A 15864-nucleotide genomic window follows, 5' to 3' on the forward strand; every position below is an offset into this window, starting at 1 on the left:
GCCGCATGGAAAATGGAGGCCGTGATGACTGACCAGCGTTATGCCCAAGGCCCGCATTGCCGTAGCCTCTTGCCGCTGTTCGCCCTGCTGCTGTTGCTGCTTGGCGCTGCGTCCTGCCAACGCGACCACACGCTGCTGCTGGAAAGTCAGCCCTCGCCGGCGGCAGTTTGGCAGGGCGATGACATCATCGGCACGACGCCTTGCCGCATAACCCCGCCAGCTCAGGGCGAACTGTCGCTCATGCTGACTGCTCCGGGGTGCAAAGACAGCGTTCTGAGCATCCCCGCCGGCATGATTGCGCCCGCTGGCCGTCTGCTGGTCAAGCTGGCCCAGGCGGAAAAACTTGGCGTTAGCCTGCGCTGCCAGTCCACTCCGGCCGGCGCGGAGCTGTTTCTGGATGGCGAATTTCAGGGTCGCACTCCAGTCATCATCAATGGTTTGGAGCCTCGCGCCATCGAACTTATCTTCCGCATGAAGGACCGCGAGGCGGTGACCAGGCAGGTCGATTTGTCTTCGGGAGGGGTTTCGCAGGCCATTCATGTGAAACTACCCAGCCAGACAGTGGCCTTCTACCGCAACAAGATCAAAGACGAGCCCAACAGTCCCCATCACTATGCGGACCTCGGTCATCACCTGATCCTCGAACATGACTTTACCGAGGCCGCCGTCGTATTCAAAGAAGGGCTGGTACTCGTGCTTGACGGCAAGGCCAGCGACGGCGGCCACCGGCTGTGGTCCGAAGTCGACCGCGTCATTACCAAGCAATATGACTATGGCAATGCCGATGCCCTCAAAGCTGGCCGCGAAGCCATGCTGTCACTCCTGCGTGACCTGCGCCGCGAACGCAAGGACATTCGCGACCTGCAGTTCTACACCAATTACATCAACTGTGCCGACGCGTTGAATTTCCGCCAGGAAGCCCAGGAACGATTTGCCGATGCCTGGGAGCTCTACCCGAAACACAAGCAGCTGCAGCCTTTTGTGAAACGCGGTTTTGCACCATGATGATCCGGGGCTCTGACGCTAACGCTGACGCCAAAACACCGCTGGAAGATGAACGCATGCAAGACAAACTGAATCGTCTGGAAGACGCTATGCGCGACTTGGGACAGCTCGCCATCGCTCTCTCCGGGGGTGTCGACAGCACCTTGCTGGCCGCAGTGGCGCGGCGCTGCCTCGGCCGCGACCACGTTCTCGCCCTGCATGTGCAGGGGCCCTTTATTGCCGGCGATGAAAGCACGCGTGCGGCGGCCTGGGCCGCAGCGGCGGACATCACGTTGGTCACGGTGACAGTCGATATGCTCGCCAATGGGTCCATCCGTTGCAATGACCCGGAACGCTGTTACTACTGCAAAAAGCTAATCATGAGTACCTTGCTGGACGCGGCCCGCAAGCGCGGCTTTGCCGTCCTGGCCGATGGCAGCAATGTCGACGATCGCGGCGATTACCGACCCGGCCGGCGCGCGGCCGACGAATTGGGCGTGCGCCATCCCCTCGAAGACGCCGGCATGGACAAGGCGGACATCCGCGCCCTGGCGCGGCAGCTCAGGCTTCCGAACTGGGACTTGCCGGCAGCGGCGTGTCTGGCTTCGCGTATCCCGACGGGCACCCCCATTGCGGCGGCGATGCTACGCCAGGTGGAGCAGGGCGAAGCTATCCTCCATCGCCATGGCCTGCGCGGCATCCGCCTGCGGCACCTCGGCGGCATGGCAAAAATCGAGGCGCCGCCGGAGTCATTCGCGGCCATTTTGACCATGCGCGAAGAACTACTGGCGGCACTGCGCGACCTAGGCTTCAGCGACGTTGTCCTCGATCTAGCCGGTTATCGCATGGGCGCCATGAACGCGCCCAGCCATCGCGATAGCTGAGCAGAATGTCACCCCGACACACTCATCCCCGAACACCATTTTACTCACGCGATGACGCGAAGACGGCTGTGCAACCCGCCGTGCACACGGCGGGCGCATGGGCAAGCGCGGCCTAAGATAGCCTGTGGCAAGCGCCCGCAGGGTGCGTCGCCCTCAGAAAAGGCCCCACTCGAAATGAGCCCTGTAGGGGCGACTTAAAATAAACAGCGATGAAGGCGCAAGGAACAAAACGGTGAAGACGTTACAATGGGTTCCTCGGCCTCTTTGGCCCCAGTCAGCTTCGCCGACTGGAGCCAAAGAGGCCGAAGAACACGCACAAAAATGGCGCGTTACCCATGGCGTCGCTTGCCCTGGGCTATCATAGATCGCGCTTTCAGCGCTTCTGCCGCTTCGCGGCCTGGGATGCCGGGCGCGCCAGTGGACGCCTGCTGGCCTCTGGCGACGGCGCGGGCTGAAAGCCCGCACCACGGCTGGGAGACGGGCGCACCTAGGGCCGCCCGTTGCTCTACCGCTCAGTCATTGATAACCAAAACTGTGGTGCCTCTACGAGGCACTGTCTGTTGGCAGGCTGCGTCCCCAGGCTAAAGCCTGGGGTTAAGCATGGTTAAGCGCCTACGGCGCAATAATATCGCCAGCGAATAACGGCGTTTTTCGGCCCGGATCGATAACCCAGGGACGGCGGCGCTCCCAGGAGTCCAAAAGGTCCTCAAGCAGTCCCCCGCGTCCAATGCGTCATTCCCCACGGTCCCGAGTGTCCCAGTGGTCCAATCCATGGGATCATGCCTTATGAGTCGTGAGTCCTCGCCCCAGTGCGCGCCACCGCCAATTAGTCCCACCGGTCCCAAGCGTCCCTACGGTCCCGGCCAATATCAATGACTCCTATGTTACATGACCGGATAACCTCGGACAAATCACGTCGTCAGGTCGGCCAAGTTCGGCCCGGAGGGCCGCACCATGCATAACCCCGTTATGTAAAAGTCAAGCGACGCCAATTGCTGAAAAATGCATTTTTCACATGCTTCTGTTGGAAATTGCCGCCCGAGATTGGACTGTTTTTCGGCTGAAAAAGTGCTTTTCAGGTAGGAATTAGGTCTAATCCCATGTTTTTGTTTTTGCCTTTTTGAGAGCAAAAAAAAGACAAAAAAAACCTGACGCCTTATTGAAGACGTTGTTGGGGAAACATGGGATTGTTTCTTTTTTTGATAGGGAGCTTTCGCGGCGACCGTATCCGCTGCAATTAGCGCACACTGTTATTCGCGCCTTGTTGGACAGTCTTCGGTTTTCTGATTGTAGGGCCGTGTTTTCCTCAAGGGTGCTTGAGCCTGCGGCCTTTCGGCGATGAGGGTATTCTCCTCGTTTTCCGGCCGGTGACGGGGCATGGCGTGCATGCACTGGTCGCCGGCGCGTTCGCCGTGGTTTTCAGAACGGTGACTGTCGCGCGCATTTTGCCATTCATTCCTTGAAAGCGGCAATCGCAAACTGGGTTCGTGGAACTTTCTTCCAGGGGTTATGCAAACGACTTGCCGCAAAACGTCTCTCGCGACGAACAGCAATCGCGCGGCCACTCGCTATCGTTGTGGCGTTCGCCTCCTTCGTTGGGGATTGTCTAGGCGGTAATCGGATCAGGTTGGTTTCCGGAAGACCCGCCGCTGTCAGCGTCCATTCTCAGGTGGTGTTTCGTTCCGGGTGGCCTTGGTTTGCTTGCAAGTGATTTCCCTATTGGGGAAAATAGCCTGGTAATCGCGATCCTCAAGCAGCAGCGCCCTGATGATGAACAGGATTTTTTTCGCGATGATGCAGACTATCCTCTGAGAGGCAAGGTGCCGTAGCCGCAATCTTCCGAAGAGGCTTATCATTTGAGGATCGCTTCTTGACGCCCTCCAGGCTGCCTGGATCAGAATGTAGTGCAGCTGTTTTTGCTTCCGGTTGCCGCCGCTCACCGTTTCCTCCTTGTCGCCGCTGCCGACCAGGTGAGGGGCGAGGCCGACATAGGAGGCCAGATGATTCTTGTCGGGGAAACGATGCATGTCCCAAAGTTCGGACAAAAGGACAATGGCGCTGCGCATGCCAATGCCAGGGGCGCTCGCCACGTGCTTGATTTCTTTTGTGAGACTCAACTTCGCGATGGTTTCATGTTCGCATTTCACAATCCGCTGGCGCGACTCGGTGAGGGAGTGCCACTGGTCAATCAGGTTGACCGCGACGTAATCGCCGCGCGCGCGCGCTTGCTCCCGGCGGGAACCCAGGACAGTTTTACCGGCCCTGTGGGGTATCGGTTCGCCGTTGAAATACCAGTGGGACTTGAGCTGGTTGATGGTCCTGACTATCGCGCCGGATGTCTGAGTCTCCCGGCGCAGGAGGTTGCGAAGCAGCAGGTGTTCACGGCTTGGCACATAAATGGGCTCCAGCAGGCCGGCTTCCAGGGATTTGGCCAGTTTCCGGCAATCAATGCGGTCGCTCTTGTGCACGCGTTCCTTGCCGTTGGTTGGGACATCGGCCGGATTGACGACGATGTTGTGGATGCCAAACTCATCGACCAGGATGCGATGGGCCTCAAAACCACTGAAACCGGCTTCATAAACGCTGTGAATACTCGCGTCGGGATAATCTTTTCGCAGCTTTCTGCCAACCTCCCTTGCGTTTGCCGGCATGGAATAACAGGCAAGTTCACGTCCGCAGTGCCGGACGCACACCGACCACAAATTCTTGTGGACATCAAATCCGCAGTAGATTTCTTGACCAATGAAGGAAAGGGTGGTACGTTCAACCATGGCTGATTTCTCCTCTGTTGGGGTGTGAAACATGGCACGAACTATTGAGCGTAGGTCGTGCCGACGAATGTAACACATCTTTCGAGAATCAGCCTTTTTTTGTTGTCAACAGCGGCATGACCATGGCGCAAACGGCTGTCTCACCTTTTACCATGGCAACTGGGTGAGGCGCCCGGAGGGCGCCGCAACCCGGGGTGTGACAGCAACTTGGAACTGCGCCCGGAGGGCGCCACATTGGCCTAGCGCGTCGCGTCCCCAACGCGCCAGAAAGGGGAATTACTGGCATCCAATATCAATGACTCCTATGTTACATGACCGGATAACCGGGGAATGGGGAGCAGGCTAAAGCCTGAACTACATACGCCGCCGCCTACCCAAGGAGCATGTAACCTGCAAATTGTCCCCGGTGTTTTCCCCACCGGGGTGGTTACTGACCGATTACCGAAAGCTTGGGGCTTTCCTCCTTTTAGCTGTTTTTTTCGGATAAAGGCTGGCTATATTGCTCAAGCAGCATTTTGACATGGCCGGATCATACATAAAGCGAAGGTTTAGGTACAGGAATGACAGCGACTACCAACGCCCCAGTTTGCTACGTACGGATTCGTGTTCAGGGAATGGAACCGGTCTGCTATACCGTCAGCCGTTTCCCCTGCCGCATCGGCCGGGCAGCCAATAATGACATCGTCATACCAGACAATTCCGTATCGAGTCTCCATGCGGTCTTTGCCCTGGGCCCTCAGAATAGCATCGTCCTAGAAGATCAGTGGAGCACCAACGGCATCTACCTGGGTACTCAGCGGGTCAGTCAACTAGCCATCGACAGGTCGTTGCAGCTGGTCATGGGCCGGGTGAAACTAGACCTCGCTCTTGACATGGCCGACCTGGACACTATGACCGCCCCAGAACCCGACATAGCTGCGCCAGCACCGACCTTCCGCAAAATCAGCATCCAGCCCGGCGCAGCTAGTACCGGCGCTCATAGCGCAGCCACCAGCCCGCCCGACGGCGCCGCCGCCAGTGCCGTCGGCTACCGCGTGCCTTTGCCGGCAGAACCCATCGCTGGCACCCCCGCCGCCACTATCACCAAGCTCACCGGCAGCGGCCGCCAGGGCATCATCTGCCCTCACTGCTGGCATCGTTTTGACGTGGATGAATTTCTCTTCATCGCCAGGCACCAGAGCCTCATTGGCGACCCCGTGCTCGGCGCGGATGCAGCCCAGCGCTTCCTGCCATCCCGTTTCACTAAGGAGGGCAACGCTCTGGACGTCGCCGGCATGAGTTGCCCAGACATGGCCTGCCCACGCTGCCACCTGCGCATTCCTCAGGCCGCCAGTGAGATGCCGCCGCTCTTTCTCTCCATCGTCGGCGCCACCGCCAGCGGCAAGTCTTATTTTCTCACCAGCATGACGTGGGATTTGCGTAATACCCTCTCGCGCAACTTCGCTATTTCTTTTACCGATACTGATGCCGTCAACAATCAAATATTAAACGACTTCGAGGAAACGGTCTTCCTGCATTCCGACGAACAGGAACTGGTGGCTCTGCGCAAAACCGAACTGCAGGGCGAGCTCTACAACCAGGTGCTGATGGACAACATGCTGATCAATCTGCCCAAGCCCTTCATGTTCACCATCACCCCGGCAGAACACCACCCCCAGTACGACCAGGTCCGCCAAAGCATGTCGCGCACGCTGGTGCTCTACGACAACGCCGGTGAGCATTTCGAACCCGGCATGGACTCGGTCGATAACCCGACCACTCAGCACCTGCTCCATTCTGATACCATCTTTTTCCTCTTCGACCCCACCAAGGATGTCCGTTTTCGCCGAAAACTCAGCGGCGGCAACGACCCGCAGTTGTCAGTAAGCTCACGAGTGCAACGGCAAGAAATTATCCTCACCGAGATGATCAACCGCATCAAGAAGTACTCTGGCATGCGCACTGGCCGCAAGACGGCAAAGACACTGATTATCCTCGTGTCAAAATTCGATGTCTGGAAACAGCTTTTAGACGCCGACGTGCCCCGCGAACCTTGGCACTGGGATGCCGCTAGCAACACCTGCGCCCTCGACGTCGCGCTGATCAAAAACGTGTCCTTTGCCCTGCGCCAGCTTCTGGAGCAGGTCTGCCCGGAGGTCGTTTCCACGGCAGAGTCCTTTGCGGGCGAAGTTCTTTACCTGCCCAACAGTGCGCTTGGCCACAGTCCGGAGCTCAACGATACGACGGGCATGATTGGCATCCGTCCACAGGATGTCGATCCCTACTGGGTGGCGGTGCCCATGCTGTATTTCTTCTACGAGCGCGGTTTCATCCAGAACGTCCGACCGGAAAACCGCGTGCGCCACGCCGAGACACCGGCGACCTGCAAGCTGTCGGGCGACATTTACTTTGTCACTCTGCCGGGGCTGAAGAAGCCTCTGCAGGTCCCGCTGTCCTATGCGGGCAGCCAGTTGCGCTGTCCGGGGACGGACATGTGGTTCAGCATCACCCCTGGGGCAGCGGCAGAGTCTGAGCACGGAGGCGCCTGCTGATATGGCTTACGAGTTGGTCTATACGTCAGCCGAACGAGGGTTGCGTCCCGGTACGCGCGGCTTCTGCACGGTCGCCTACACCCGTGGCATGCCGCCGCAGCTCATCCAGCTGCTGGAAGCGATCAGCGCCTACAAGAATGTCTACGCTGTCCATGAAGAAAACATCGCGCAGGAGCCGGTGTCCTGGAGTCACTATCGCAGCAACCTGACCGGTCGCAATACCAGCATTCTCTCGCGGGTGGCGGCAGTCTCCGCCGACCACACCAGCCGTTCCAACAAGCTGGCACACCACGTGCTTGTCCACGAACGGGAGAACTGCGCGGGCGGGCCCGTGTGGGTCAGCACCCGCGACGGCTTTTTCCTCAGCAGTTGGAACGAAGCGCCACATCATTTTGAGAGCCCAAAGGTCATTCCCGCAGGCGATAGCGACGACTGCCACGCTCAAGCCTGGGAAGCCCTGACTGGCGATGCCGGCAATGCCGCCCGACTAGCGATGGCCTTTCGCGCTGATCCCAGCGCCGTGCAACTCATTGTCTTTGAACCCGGCATGGATATGCTTCCCCTGCTGGGCGAGTCGCTGGCGCTACTGCCAAGGCGCGAACGCTGGCAAGTCACCTACAACAGCTATTTCACCAGCCTGCCGGCTGGAGCGACCTGCTGCTGGCGCTGCTGTTTGCACGACTCGGAAATCCTCCGCGACGCCCGCCGCAATCCCCGCGCCCAAATCATCGACCTCACCGCAGCACTGCCAGTGCCGCCGGACGACCCGCTCGTTACCCTCGCCCGCGATGGCGGCGCGCTACCGCCGGATGAGGTCAAGAAGGAACACGGCGAAGCCGCCGCCAAACCCCGTTTCGTGACCTTGCCCAACCGCAATATTAACATGTTGAATATGAAGCCCCGTAAACCCGATAATTTATAGCTGCAGCCGACGACTGCCGCACCCCAGGCACCTTCACGCAGCACCCAGCGCAGGGGCTTCGCTACAGAAAACAACAGGTGACGACCATGACACCGGAACAGCAACTCATTCAGCAGATCTGCCAATTGATCGAGAGCGGCCAGATCGACCGCAATCCCTTGGTCGAGGACTACGCTGAACAATTCGCCGAGTTATGCCGCCTGGCCAACGAACGATTGTTGCGTTGTCAGGATTATATCGACAAGGGTATGCGTTCCGAGGCCGTGCATGAAGCCCACACTGCACCGGACCTGCTCGTTCTGGGCGAGCAGCTGCAGTTTGCAGGGCTGAAAAAATGGCGCAATATCTGCGCCGACATGGAGCTGGTCGTCTTTCAGCCCCTCAACGACGAACTGCTCGCCAAACTCCGCAGCGAGTGCGCCCGCGAGCAAGAACTGACCCCGCTGCTGAAGGAATACCGCCGCCTGGTTTACCAGGGCGACCACCACGGCTGCATCAGCGTCTTGCGTATGATCCGCGAAAAAGATCCAACCAACCCCAGCTGGGCAAATAACTTGCGACCGCTGGAAGAAGAGGCCATGGCAGATACAGTGGCAGCCGCCGAAGAGGCGATTAGGACACGCGACTTGACCAGCCTGAAAGCCCTCTATGACGACTTGACCAGCCCCTACCGCGTGGCGACTGCGCCCGAAGACGTCCTGCGAAACATGCGCAAACTGCTGATGCACGATCGCGCCGAAGCACTCTGCAAGGAAGGCGTTGCCATCCTTCAGCGCCTCCAAAGCGCCTTGGCAAATGACGAGGCCGAAGAGCTTGCAGTCGTGACCGCCGCCGCTGAAAAGCTCGCCGCAGACGATGCCTTTCTGCGCATGCCCGAAAACTGGGAAACTACCCTCGCTGCCGCTCGTGATATGCTGGCGGCTATTGCCAAACGGAACGAAAAAAAGGCTGAATTCGGCCAAGCCCTGGCTGAACTGCAGGATCAACTGGCAGCGAACAAACTCAGCGAACTGTCACTCCGCCATGAGTGGGAACGCCTCAGCGCCTGGGAAATGCCCGTGCCAGAGATCCTCCGCAAACAAGTGATGGAGACCCTGGCCGATATGCAGGTCAAGCGCTTGCGCCGAGAGCGTCGCGTCACCGCCGCCATCGTGATCGGCGTCCTGATCGTGCTGGGGCTGCTGGGGGCGTTCCTGCACTTCCGCATTGTTCAGCGCCGGCGCGCCGCTATTTTCACCGAGATGGAACGCATGCACAGCTCGGCACAATATGAGCAGCTTGATAAGTACATGGAGCATATCGGCCATATCGATCCCAACTTTATGCAGAGCCCGCAGGTGCGGACCATGCACCAGAATCTCATTCTCGCCCTCCGCGAACTCAACAAGGCCGGTGAACGCTATGCGCGCGCAATGACTGCCCTTGAAGCCATCCGGCAAAACGCCTATGAGGGCACGAGCGCCGAAATCATCGAACAACTTCTCGCTGAAGCCGCAGAAATGGCCTATGGCGACGAAGAAAAGAACCAGGTCGATATCTGGCGTCGCACCTGGCAAAGCTGGCAGCAACGCCAGCGCCGTGACGCCGATAATGAACTGCTGAGGCTGACCGGCATGTATAACACGGCCCGTCAGGATGCAAAAAAACAGCCTTATGCAGACTTCGCCCGCGAATACGAAAAAATCAGCGAACTGACTCTGGCTTTCAAGCAGGGCGCTCTGCGCTTGCCGGCTGCGAGCGAGGCTGTTGCCCAGGCTTTCCATGAGGCCAGTGAAGACCTCGGTGTCTGGGAACGCGACTGGGCCAAACGCCGAGACGACGATGCCGCCCGACGGCAGAAACTGCAGGTGCTGCAAGAGGATATACCCCTGGCGCTGCCGGATCTGCAACGCTACTTCACGCTGCTGCAGGAATACTGCGAGATGGCCCCAACGGCAGCAGAAACCCTCCATTACCGGCGCATTCTTGATCAGCGCCAACACTACGAGAAGGTCGCCGCCCTGAGCAGCATCACAGTGGGCGCGCTGCCACTACCAGCGGATCAAATCCACATCCTGCAACAAGTTCTCACTCAACAAGCGCAAGGCTCGGTCTGGGAACCCGACCTGCAGCGCTGCCTGATCATGGCTGATGAGCGTCAGGCTATGCTCGGGCAGATCAACGCCATGCTGGCACTCAATCCCGATATGCTCAACGTCACAACCCTGCGCTACCGCCCACGGGTCGGCCCGGAACCCAGGCAGTGGCAACTGCTCTACTCGCCTAAACCGCTCATCGAAGGCAAAGAACGGGACGCCGAAGGCAACGAACAAAATATCTATTTCGGCAATATCTACTTCTTCCGCGAAATTGACGGCCCGCCAGTATTGATGCATACCAAGGACGTCTTTCCAAACCGGCTCAACGTGCGGGACTTCGAAATTGATATCAGACGCCAGGCGCAGGATAATCTCTGCGCCCATGCGCGCTTCCTCTACCAGATGGTCGCTGAAGCCAACGAAGCGCCATTGCCAGCTGTGCACCTTCTCAATAACTTGGATACCTTGATCGCCAGTCAGGACATCGAGCTGATACCGAAATTGTGGCTGCTTCGGGCTATTATTGACGTCCTGCAGGCAAATTGCCGCACGCAATTGCCCGAATCCGCCGGCTGGTTAGACATTCTCGACGGCGTCGACAGTAGCACCCCGTGGATGAATCCGAATTATCCACCCACCAAAGATGCCAATGCCAGAATCAGCCGCAAGCTCAGCGAGCTGCCGGAGTTTTCACCCTTCGCGGCGCGGATGGTGAAATCATTGCGGGTTCTGCAAGAAGCCCTGAATGCCAAGCCCCGCTGCGTTGGCAGTATGCAAGCTGGCCCAGCCGGCGCGCTACAGCCAGTTTTTGTCGAAGCAAAACCCAGTGAAGTGTGGGTGCTGGTTGCCCCATCCGGGCAGCAACAGCCGTACTTTATGCTGCTTGCCGGTAGCGACCTTGACATGCGTGCCGACGCCCTCCGAGTCTGTTTCCCGGGCATGCCGCTGTTTGCGCCCACACGCGAGCGGGGAACTGCGAACGTCCTCATTAGCTTGGGCGTCGCCGATGCCGACAAGACCGCCATCAGCAAACCCGCGTCCTGGCCGGTAAACGCCTGGTAATCTGTCGCGAAAATCGCCCCACATCTTTCCAAATTTAACCTCCCATGAACATGCCAGTCAAAACAATTATCGGTCTGGACATCGGCTGCGCCAGCGTCAAAGCATTAGTGTTCAGTGGCAGCGGCAAGAAAGCCCAGCTGCTGAGCGCTGAGGTCTTCAATGCCCGCGCCGAGGGCATTCTCAGCGACGACGAATTATACAGCAGTATCCGCGACTGGCTGAAATCCCATGGTTTGGATAGCGGCCGCGTCACCGTCGGCATGCCTCAATACCTCACGACCACCCTGGTGCGGGACCTCCCGGGCGTGAACCACGCCGCGCTCGAAAATCTAGTCCGCATGGAGGCAAAACAGCTGGCGGGGCTTTCCGACGAGGCCTTTGTGCTGGATTTCCAGCCACTGCCCGCCGGCGGTGGCCGCAATCACCCGGTGCTCATGGCACTTTGCCGGGAGAGCGCCGTGCGCGAACGCCTGGGGCGTATGCAGGCCGTGGGGCTGCGTGTCGATGATCTGGCCATGACCGGCCTGGCCATGGTCAATGCCTTTGCCCATCTCCAACCCGATGCCGCCCAGGCAAAATCACCGACGCTACTGCTAGATCTTGGGCACGACAATGCTACTGCCGCCGTGTGGTATGCCGGCCAGCCCCTTTTTTTGGCCTCGTTGCTCTTTGCCGGCGAGCGTTTCGAACAGGCTCTGGCCGCAAAAGACCACCAAGGCGGCTCGCTGGCCGAGATTAATCTCGCCGAGGAAGCGCCGCATTCGCCATTCATCGCCGCGGCTAGACTGCTGGAAAATGAGATCCACGCCACGGTCGAACACTGGCGCAATCAGGAAGTACCGGAACTGAGCGACAAGCCTATCGAAAAAGTATTGCTCTGCGGCGGCGCCAGCCGCCTTAATGGCCTCGCCGAATGGCTGCAGAACCGCCTGGAATGCCCCGTGGAACACCTCGGACCGCAGCTTGACGGAAAAATCCGCCCCGAATTGACGGTCGCCTACGGCCTGGCACTGCAGGGTGCTTCTTGCGCCCCACTCAAACTCACGCTGTTGCCACAGGATACTCGTTGGCGGAAGAAGCGGCTTGAACGCGTGCCCTTTCTGGCTGTGGCCCTGTTGCTGTTTGCGCTCGCGGGTTTTGGTCTGGAATTGGCATGCTGGCGTCGCGGGGCAGAGGTGCTGGCTAAGCTCACAACCGTCAACTCCCAGCTGGATCAGTGCGGCCTACTCGTTTCCAGACTGGAAAGCACCCGAGCGACCTTGCAGAGTCAGGAAAGCAAACTCGTACCGCTAGTGGCAGCGGGCAATCAAGCCAACCGAATTGCCATGGTCATTGCCGAACTAGGCCGGACCCGCGGCGATAATGACTGGCTGGTCTACCTGGGCGACGAGATGAGCTTCCAAGCTACCCGCGCGGCGGCAATCGCTCAGCGCACGCAACGCAAAACAACCAGTGCCAGCGCCATCCAGTCGCCAGCAGCTGCCCCCGGCGCGATGTTCGGTACGCCCACCGCCGCCGCCAAGGCAGGCCAAACTGCCAACGCATTGCTGGCAACCGAATTTCCCAACCGTTGCCTGCCCGCCGAGAGCAAATACACCGAGGCCTTCATCGCTGCCGGCTATACCCAACGACAGGAAGAAGAGCAGGTGTATGAATCCGTCCGCGAGCTGGTGCAGACACTCAATCAGAACGGCCGTTTCGACCGGGTGGACATTTTGCCGGAGGTGGACTGCGATGGCCGAGAAGATATCTTCGCCCCGTGGCTGGACTACAATAAACGCCTGGCGGCGCAAAACGGTCCGGTGAGTTACCGGAATTTTACTATCCGCATGCCCTTTGCCGAACGCCACGTCCGCCCGCCAATGCCACCGGCCCCTAAGAAGGGAGGGCGCCGCAAATGAAAAACTGGCTCTACATCCACCGCCTCCTTTTCGGTGTCGCGGTCGCCACGATTGGTCTGCAGCTGCTGGTCTATATCTTGGTTCTGCGGCCACAGAAAAACGAGATCGCCGAGCAGCGGGCAGGCATCGTCAAAAAACGCCAGCGGCTGACCGGGACAGAATGGCCCTTGCAAGCGGAAATCCTCAATAAATACCATTCGGCACTGGTGGCTAAACTCGAAGGCCCCGACGGCATCCAAGCGCACTCTACTCAACTCATGCGGCGTGCCGCCGTGACTTTCCAGGGACGCATCGCCCGCAACCACGAACACGCCGCCGGCTTCATGCGGGGAGTGTCCCGCCTCGACTACCAGGAGGAATTCAACCGCGTGCAGCGGCGCGCGGCCGGGCAGGGCATATACTTCTCGCCAGAGGTCCTCAATCTTGCCGAAGACACCGCCATTCAGCACATTTATCAGGCTTTGTTGCAAATATGGGCCCTTGATTCGCTGCTCGACATCGTTCAAGCCAGCGGCATGAGCATTGCCAAACACCCGCAGCTGTTTAGTGTGATCGACGGTGTGAAACATCCGGCCGCACTTGTGGCCATGCAGCCAATGCAAGCCTATTTCGCTGACACCAAGGCCGAAAAGCCCTACTTGCTCGAATTCCCCGTCCGCCTTACCCTCGTCGGCCAACAGGAGCAGTTCATGGCCTTCCTGCAAAGCCTTGACAGTGACCAGGTGTTTATGCCTGTCCGGAATTTCGAATGCCAGCTCCGACCGCCAAAAGCCGGCGAACTCGCCCAGCTGCACATTGATATTACCTGCGCGGCCTTTTTTGTCCTCGAAGATAAGAGCGGCCCGCGCCAACGACAGTAACCGTCACGCGAAAATGCCCCGGGGTTAAGCATGAACCAATGGTCGACATACTGCAAGCAGGAGTGGGAAATCGTCACCTGCATCAGCTGCGTCTTGCTTACTGCGCTGTCGGTGATGGTCTACGCGCTGAGCGCGAGTGAAGACAACGTGCCACTGGGCGGCGGCGGCGGCCAGTTGGAGTACGATAACATTGTTACGCCCAGCGCCTACGCGTTCCTGCAGCGGGACGGCCTGTCATGGGCCAGCGAACGCAGCCCCTTTGCCATCAAGGACATTCAGCCGCCGGCCCCCAAACCGCCGCCTGAGCCGCCACGGCCGCCACGCCGACGCCCGGACCCCCGGGTTGAGGCGCCACCGCCCAAACCGTCGCCCGTACCGACTGCTCCCCGGGTAAGCCTGGGAGCCCTGCCCAGCGTTGGCGATCGCCCCGAGCCCGGCCATGAACAAGCCGCAACTGCAGCTGCCGGCCAAAACGTCGAGAGCTGCGACATGACCTTTACGTACCAGTTCACCACTTCAAGTGGCAAAGCAACCGCAGTGGTATCCGTGAAGCGCCCGGGTACCCCGGCCATATCGCGCTCGCTGGCCGTCGGCGACGAAATTGAGGGCATCCGCATTCTGTCCATTTCCGCCGAGTCCTTGCTCGTGCGCGATGCTCGCGGCCTCCAGAAGGAATTTCGTTTCAGTGAAACCTGGCCGGTGTGGGCGACGAAAAAAGAGTAAACACCTGCAGCAGCTTGGTGAGCCGAGCTGGGCGGATGGTCTCGTCAATGTGTTTTGCCACAAGAGAAAGAAAGCAACATGTCACGACTTAAGCTGTGTTTCATTGGTGGCGGCAATCATGCCAATCGTTTTATTTACCCGTCGTTGGCCAGTGCGCGCGACGTCGATCTGGCGGCCGTGTGCACGCGTTCGCCCGAAACGGCCGAGGCCACGCGACAACGCCATGGGGCCGACAGGGCCTACAGCGACTACCGTCTGATGATCGACCGCGAGAAACCCGATGCGCTGCTGATCGTGGGGCCGCCGAGGCTGCATTTCGAAGCCGGCCGGTATTGCCTGGAAAAGCGCGTGCCATTCTTCATTGAAAAGCCCTCCGGCGAAAACCTCGCCCAGGCGCAGGAGCTGGCTGACAAGGCGGCGTCCTCCGGCTGCTTTGGCCAAGTCGGCTACATGATGCGTCACAGCGCAGTGATCAAGCAGGTCCGCGCCATCTGCGCGACCGAAAACACCGGGGAACTCCTCTATGGCACCGTCAAGTACTTTACCAGTGGCCCCTATCGCGCTAACAGCACCTACGGCCTCGAGGGCACCGATGATCTGTCCTTCCTCTGGCGCTACTTGATGGTGCAGGCGGTTCATCCCGTCAATTTGGCTGCGTCCTTCCTGGGTGACATCGTCGAAGTGGCGCCCGACGTGCAGTTTTCTGGCGAGAACATCGTCATTGAAATCCGGCTGCGTGACCGCGCTGGCGGCCGTATGCGGGTACTCTTGCACACCCTGGTTGCCCCCGGTTATGGCAATCTGCAGTTCAATACCGAACTGTTCTTTGCCAATCGGACGATGATTTTTACTGACGCTTTCCACGCCCTCGACTACTACCCGCCAGAACCACAGAAAAGCTATTTCCCGGCCAGCAACGGCAACGCTGCTCGCTGGCAGTTCGCCACCTTCGGCAGCAATAACGTCAAAATGGGCTACGAGACCGAAGTGGCCAGCTTCCTGGACTGCGTTCGCAAAGGCACCCAGCCCGCCGATACCACGACCCTCGCCGACAGTCTCAAAACCATGGCTATCCTTGACCAGGTGCGAGCAAATGTCGCCTCAATACAAAACAAGGCCTGAACACTCAGGTCAGTCTATATAGCGAA

10 protein-coding genes are annotated in these 15864 nt (G+C 59.1%); 9 read left to right on the top strand and 1 reads right to left on the bottom strand.

Translation table 11 applies throughout. The features are described from left to right. The first annotated feature begins 24 nt into the window (after window positions 1–24). Window positions 25–1005, top strand: coding sequence for a peptidase associated/transthyretin-like domain-containing protein (locus J3R75_RS17595; RefSeq protein ID WP_307264409.1), 981 nt, complete (start codon window positions 25–27; stop codon window positions 1003–1005). Window positions 1006–1061: 56 nt separating this feature from the next. Then, the gene (larE, locus tag J3R75_RS17600) at window positions 1062–1868 is read left to right on the top strand and encodes an ATP-dependent sacrificial sulfur transferase LarE (protein WP_307264411.1); all 807 of its coding nucleotides are present in this window, start codon (window positions 1062–1064) and stop codon (window positions 1866–1868) included. Window positions 1869–3520: 1652 nt separating this feature from the next. On the opposite strand, the gene J3R75_RS17605 is transcribed toward larE, so the two are convergent. Then, a complete protein-coding gene (locus J3R75_RS17605) occupies window positions 3521–4639 on the bottom strand; it encodes an IS110 family RNA-guided transposase (protein WP_307264412.1) in 1119 nt (372 codons plus the stop codon). Window positions 4640–5253: 614 nt separating this feature from the next. On the opposite strand from J3R75_RS17605, the gene J3R75_RS17610 reads away from it, so the two are divergent. The 7 genes from J3R75_RS17610 to J3R75_RS17640 all read left to right on the top strand — a co-directional run bounded on the left by J3R75_RS17610 (window position 5254) and on the right by J3R75_RS17640 (window position 15838). Continuing rightward, the gene (locus J3R75_RS17610; protein ID WP_307264414.1) at window positions 5254–7170 is read left to right on the top strand and encodes an FHA domain-containing protein; all 1917 of its coding nucleotides are present in this window, start codon (window positions 5254–5256) and stop codon (window positions 7168–7170) included. A 1-nt stretch (window position 7171) separates the two neighbouring features. Further along, window positions 7172–8092: a GAP1-N2 domain-containing protein gene (locus tag J3R75_RS17615; RefSeq protein ID WP_307264416.1), complete on the top strand. Its 921-nt coding sequence runs from the start codon at window positions 7172–7174 to the stop codon at window positions 8090–8092. Window positions 8093–8178: 86 nt separating this feature from the next. After that, complete coding sequence (locus J3R75_RS17620; protein ID WP_307264418.1) at window positions 8179–11232, top strand: coiled-coil domain-containing protein; 3054 nt, start codon at window positions 8179–8181, stop codon at window positions 11230–11232. A 50-nt stretch (window positions 11233–11282) separates the two neighbouring features. Continuing rightward, entirely contained in the window at window positions 11283–13133 is a 1851-nt protein-coding gene (gene pilM, locus J3R75_RS17625) for a pilus assembly protein PilM (protein WP_307264421.1), read from the top strand. Further along, window positions 13130–13993 (top strand): hypothetical protein, encoded by an 864-nt coding sequence (locus J3R75_RS17630; protein ID WP_307264424.1) that lies wholly within the window; start codon window positions 13130–13132, stop codon window positions 13991–13993. Before pilM ends, J3R75_RS17630 begins: the two co-directional genes overlap by 4 nt. Window positions 13994–14023: 30 nt before the next feature. Further along, the gene (locus J3R75_RS17635; RefSeq protein WP_307264427.1) at window positions 14024–14716 is read left to right on the top strand and encodes a hypothetical protein; all 693 of its coding nucleotides are present in this window, start codon (window positions 14024–14026) and stop codon (window positions 14714–14716) included. 78 nt (window positions 14717–14794) lie between these two features. After that, window positions 14795–15838, top strand: a complete 1044-nt coding sequence (locus J3R75_RS17640; RefSeq protein ID WP_307264430.1) for a Gfo/Idh/MocA family protein — start codon at window positions 14795–14797, stop codon at window positions 15836–15838. Window positions 15839–15864 lie beyond the last annotated feature (26 nt).

The organism is Oligosphaera ethanolica, from assembly GCF_030814695.1.
Lineage (GTDB): Bacteria > Verrucomicrobiota > Lentisphaeria > Oligosphaerales > Oligosphaeraceae > Oligosphaera > Oligosphaera ethanolica.

What these genes read in the sequence shown, in the direction of transcription:
- pilM (WP_307264421.1), top strand. Translation starts at nt 11,283, where the DNA reads ATGCCAGTCAAAACAATTATCGGTCTGGACATCGGCTGCGCCAGCGTC.
- J3R75_RS17615 (WP_307264416.1), top strand. Translation starts at nt 7,172, where the DNA reads ATGGCTTACGAGTTGGTCTATACGTCAGCCGAACGAGGGTTGCGTCCC.
- J3R75_RS17595 (WP_307264409.1), top strand. Translation starts at nt 25, where the DNA reads ATGACTGACCAGCGTTATGCCCAAGGCCCGCATTGCCGTAGCCTCTTG.
- larE (WP_307264411.1), top strand. Translation starts at nt 1,062, where the DNA reads ATGCAAGACAAACTGAATCGTCTGGAAGACGCTATGCGCGACTTGGGA.
- J3R75_RS17635 (WP_307264427.1), top strand. Translation starts at nt 14,024, where the DNA reads ATGAACCAATGGTCGACATACTGCAAGCAGGAGTGGGAAATCGTCACC.
- J3R75_RS17610 (WP_307264414.1), top strand. Translation starts at nt 5,254, where the DNA reads ATGGAACCGGTCTGCTATACCGTCAGCCGTTTCCCCTGCCGCATCGGC.
- J3R75_RS17605 (WP_307264412.1), bottom strand. Translation starts at nt 4,639, where the DNA reads ATGGTTGAACGTACCACCCTTTCCTTCATTGGTCAAGAAATCTACTGC.
- J3R75_RS17630 (WP_307264424.1), top strand. Translation starts at nt 13,130, where the DNA reads ATGAAAAACTGGCTCTACATCCACCGCCTCCTTTTCGGTGTCGCGGTC.
- J3R75_RS17620 (WP_307264418.1), top strand. Translation starts at nt 8,179, where the DNA reads ATGACACCGGAACAGCAACTCATTCAGCAGATCTGCCAATTGATCGAG.
- J3R75_RS17640 (WP_307264430.1), top strand. Translation starts at nt 14,795, where the DNA reads ATGTCACGACTTAAGCTGTGTTTCATTGGTGGCGGCAATCATGCCAAT.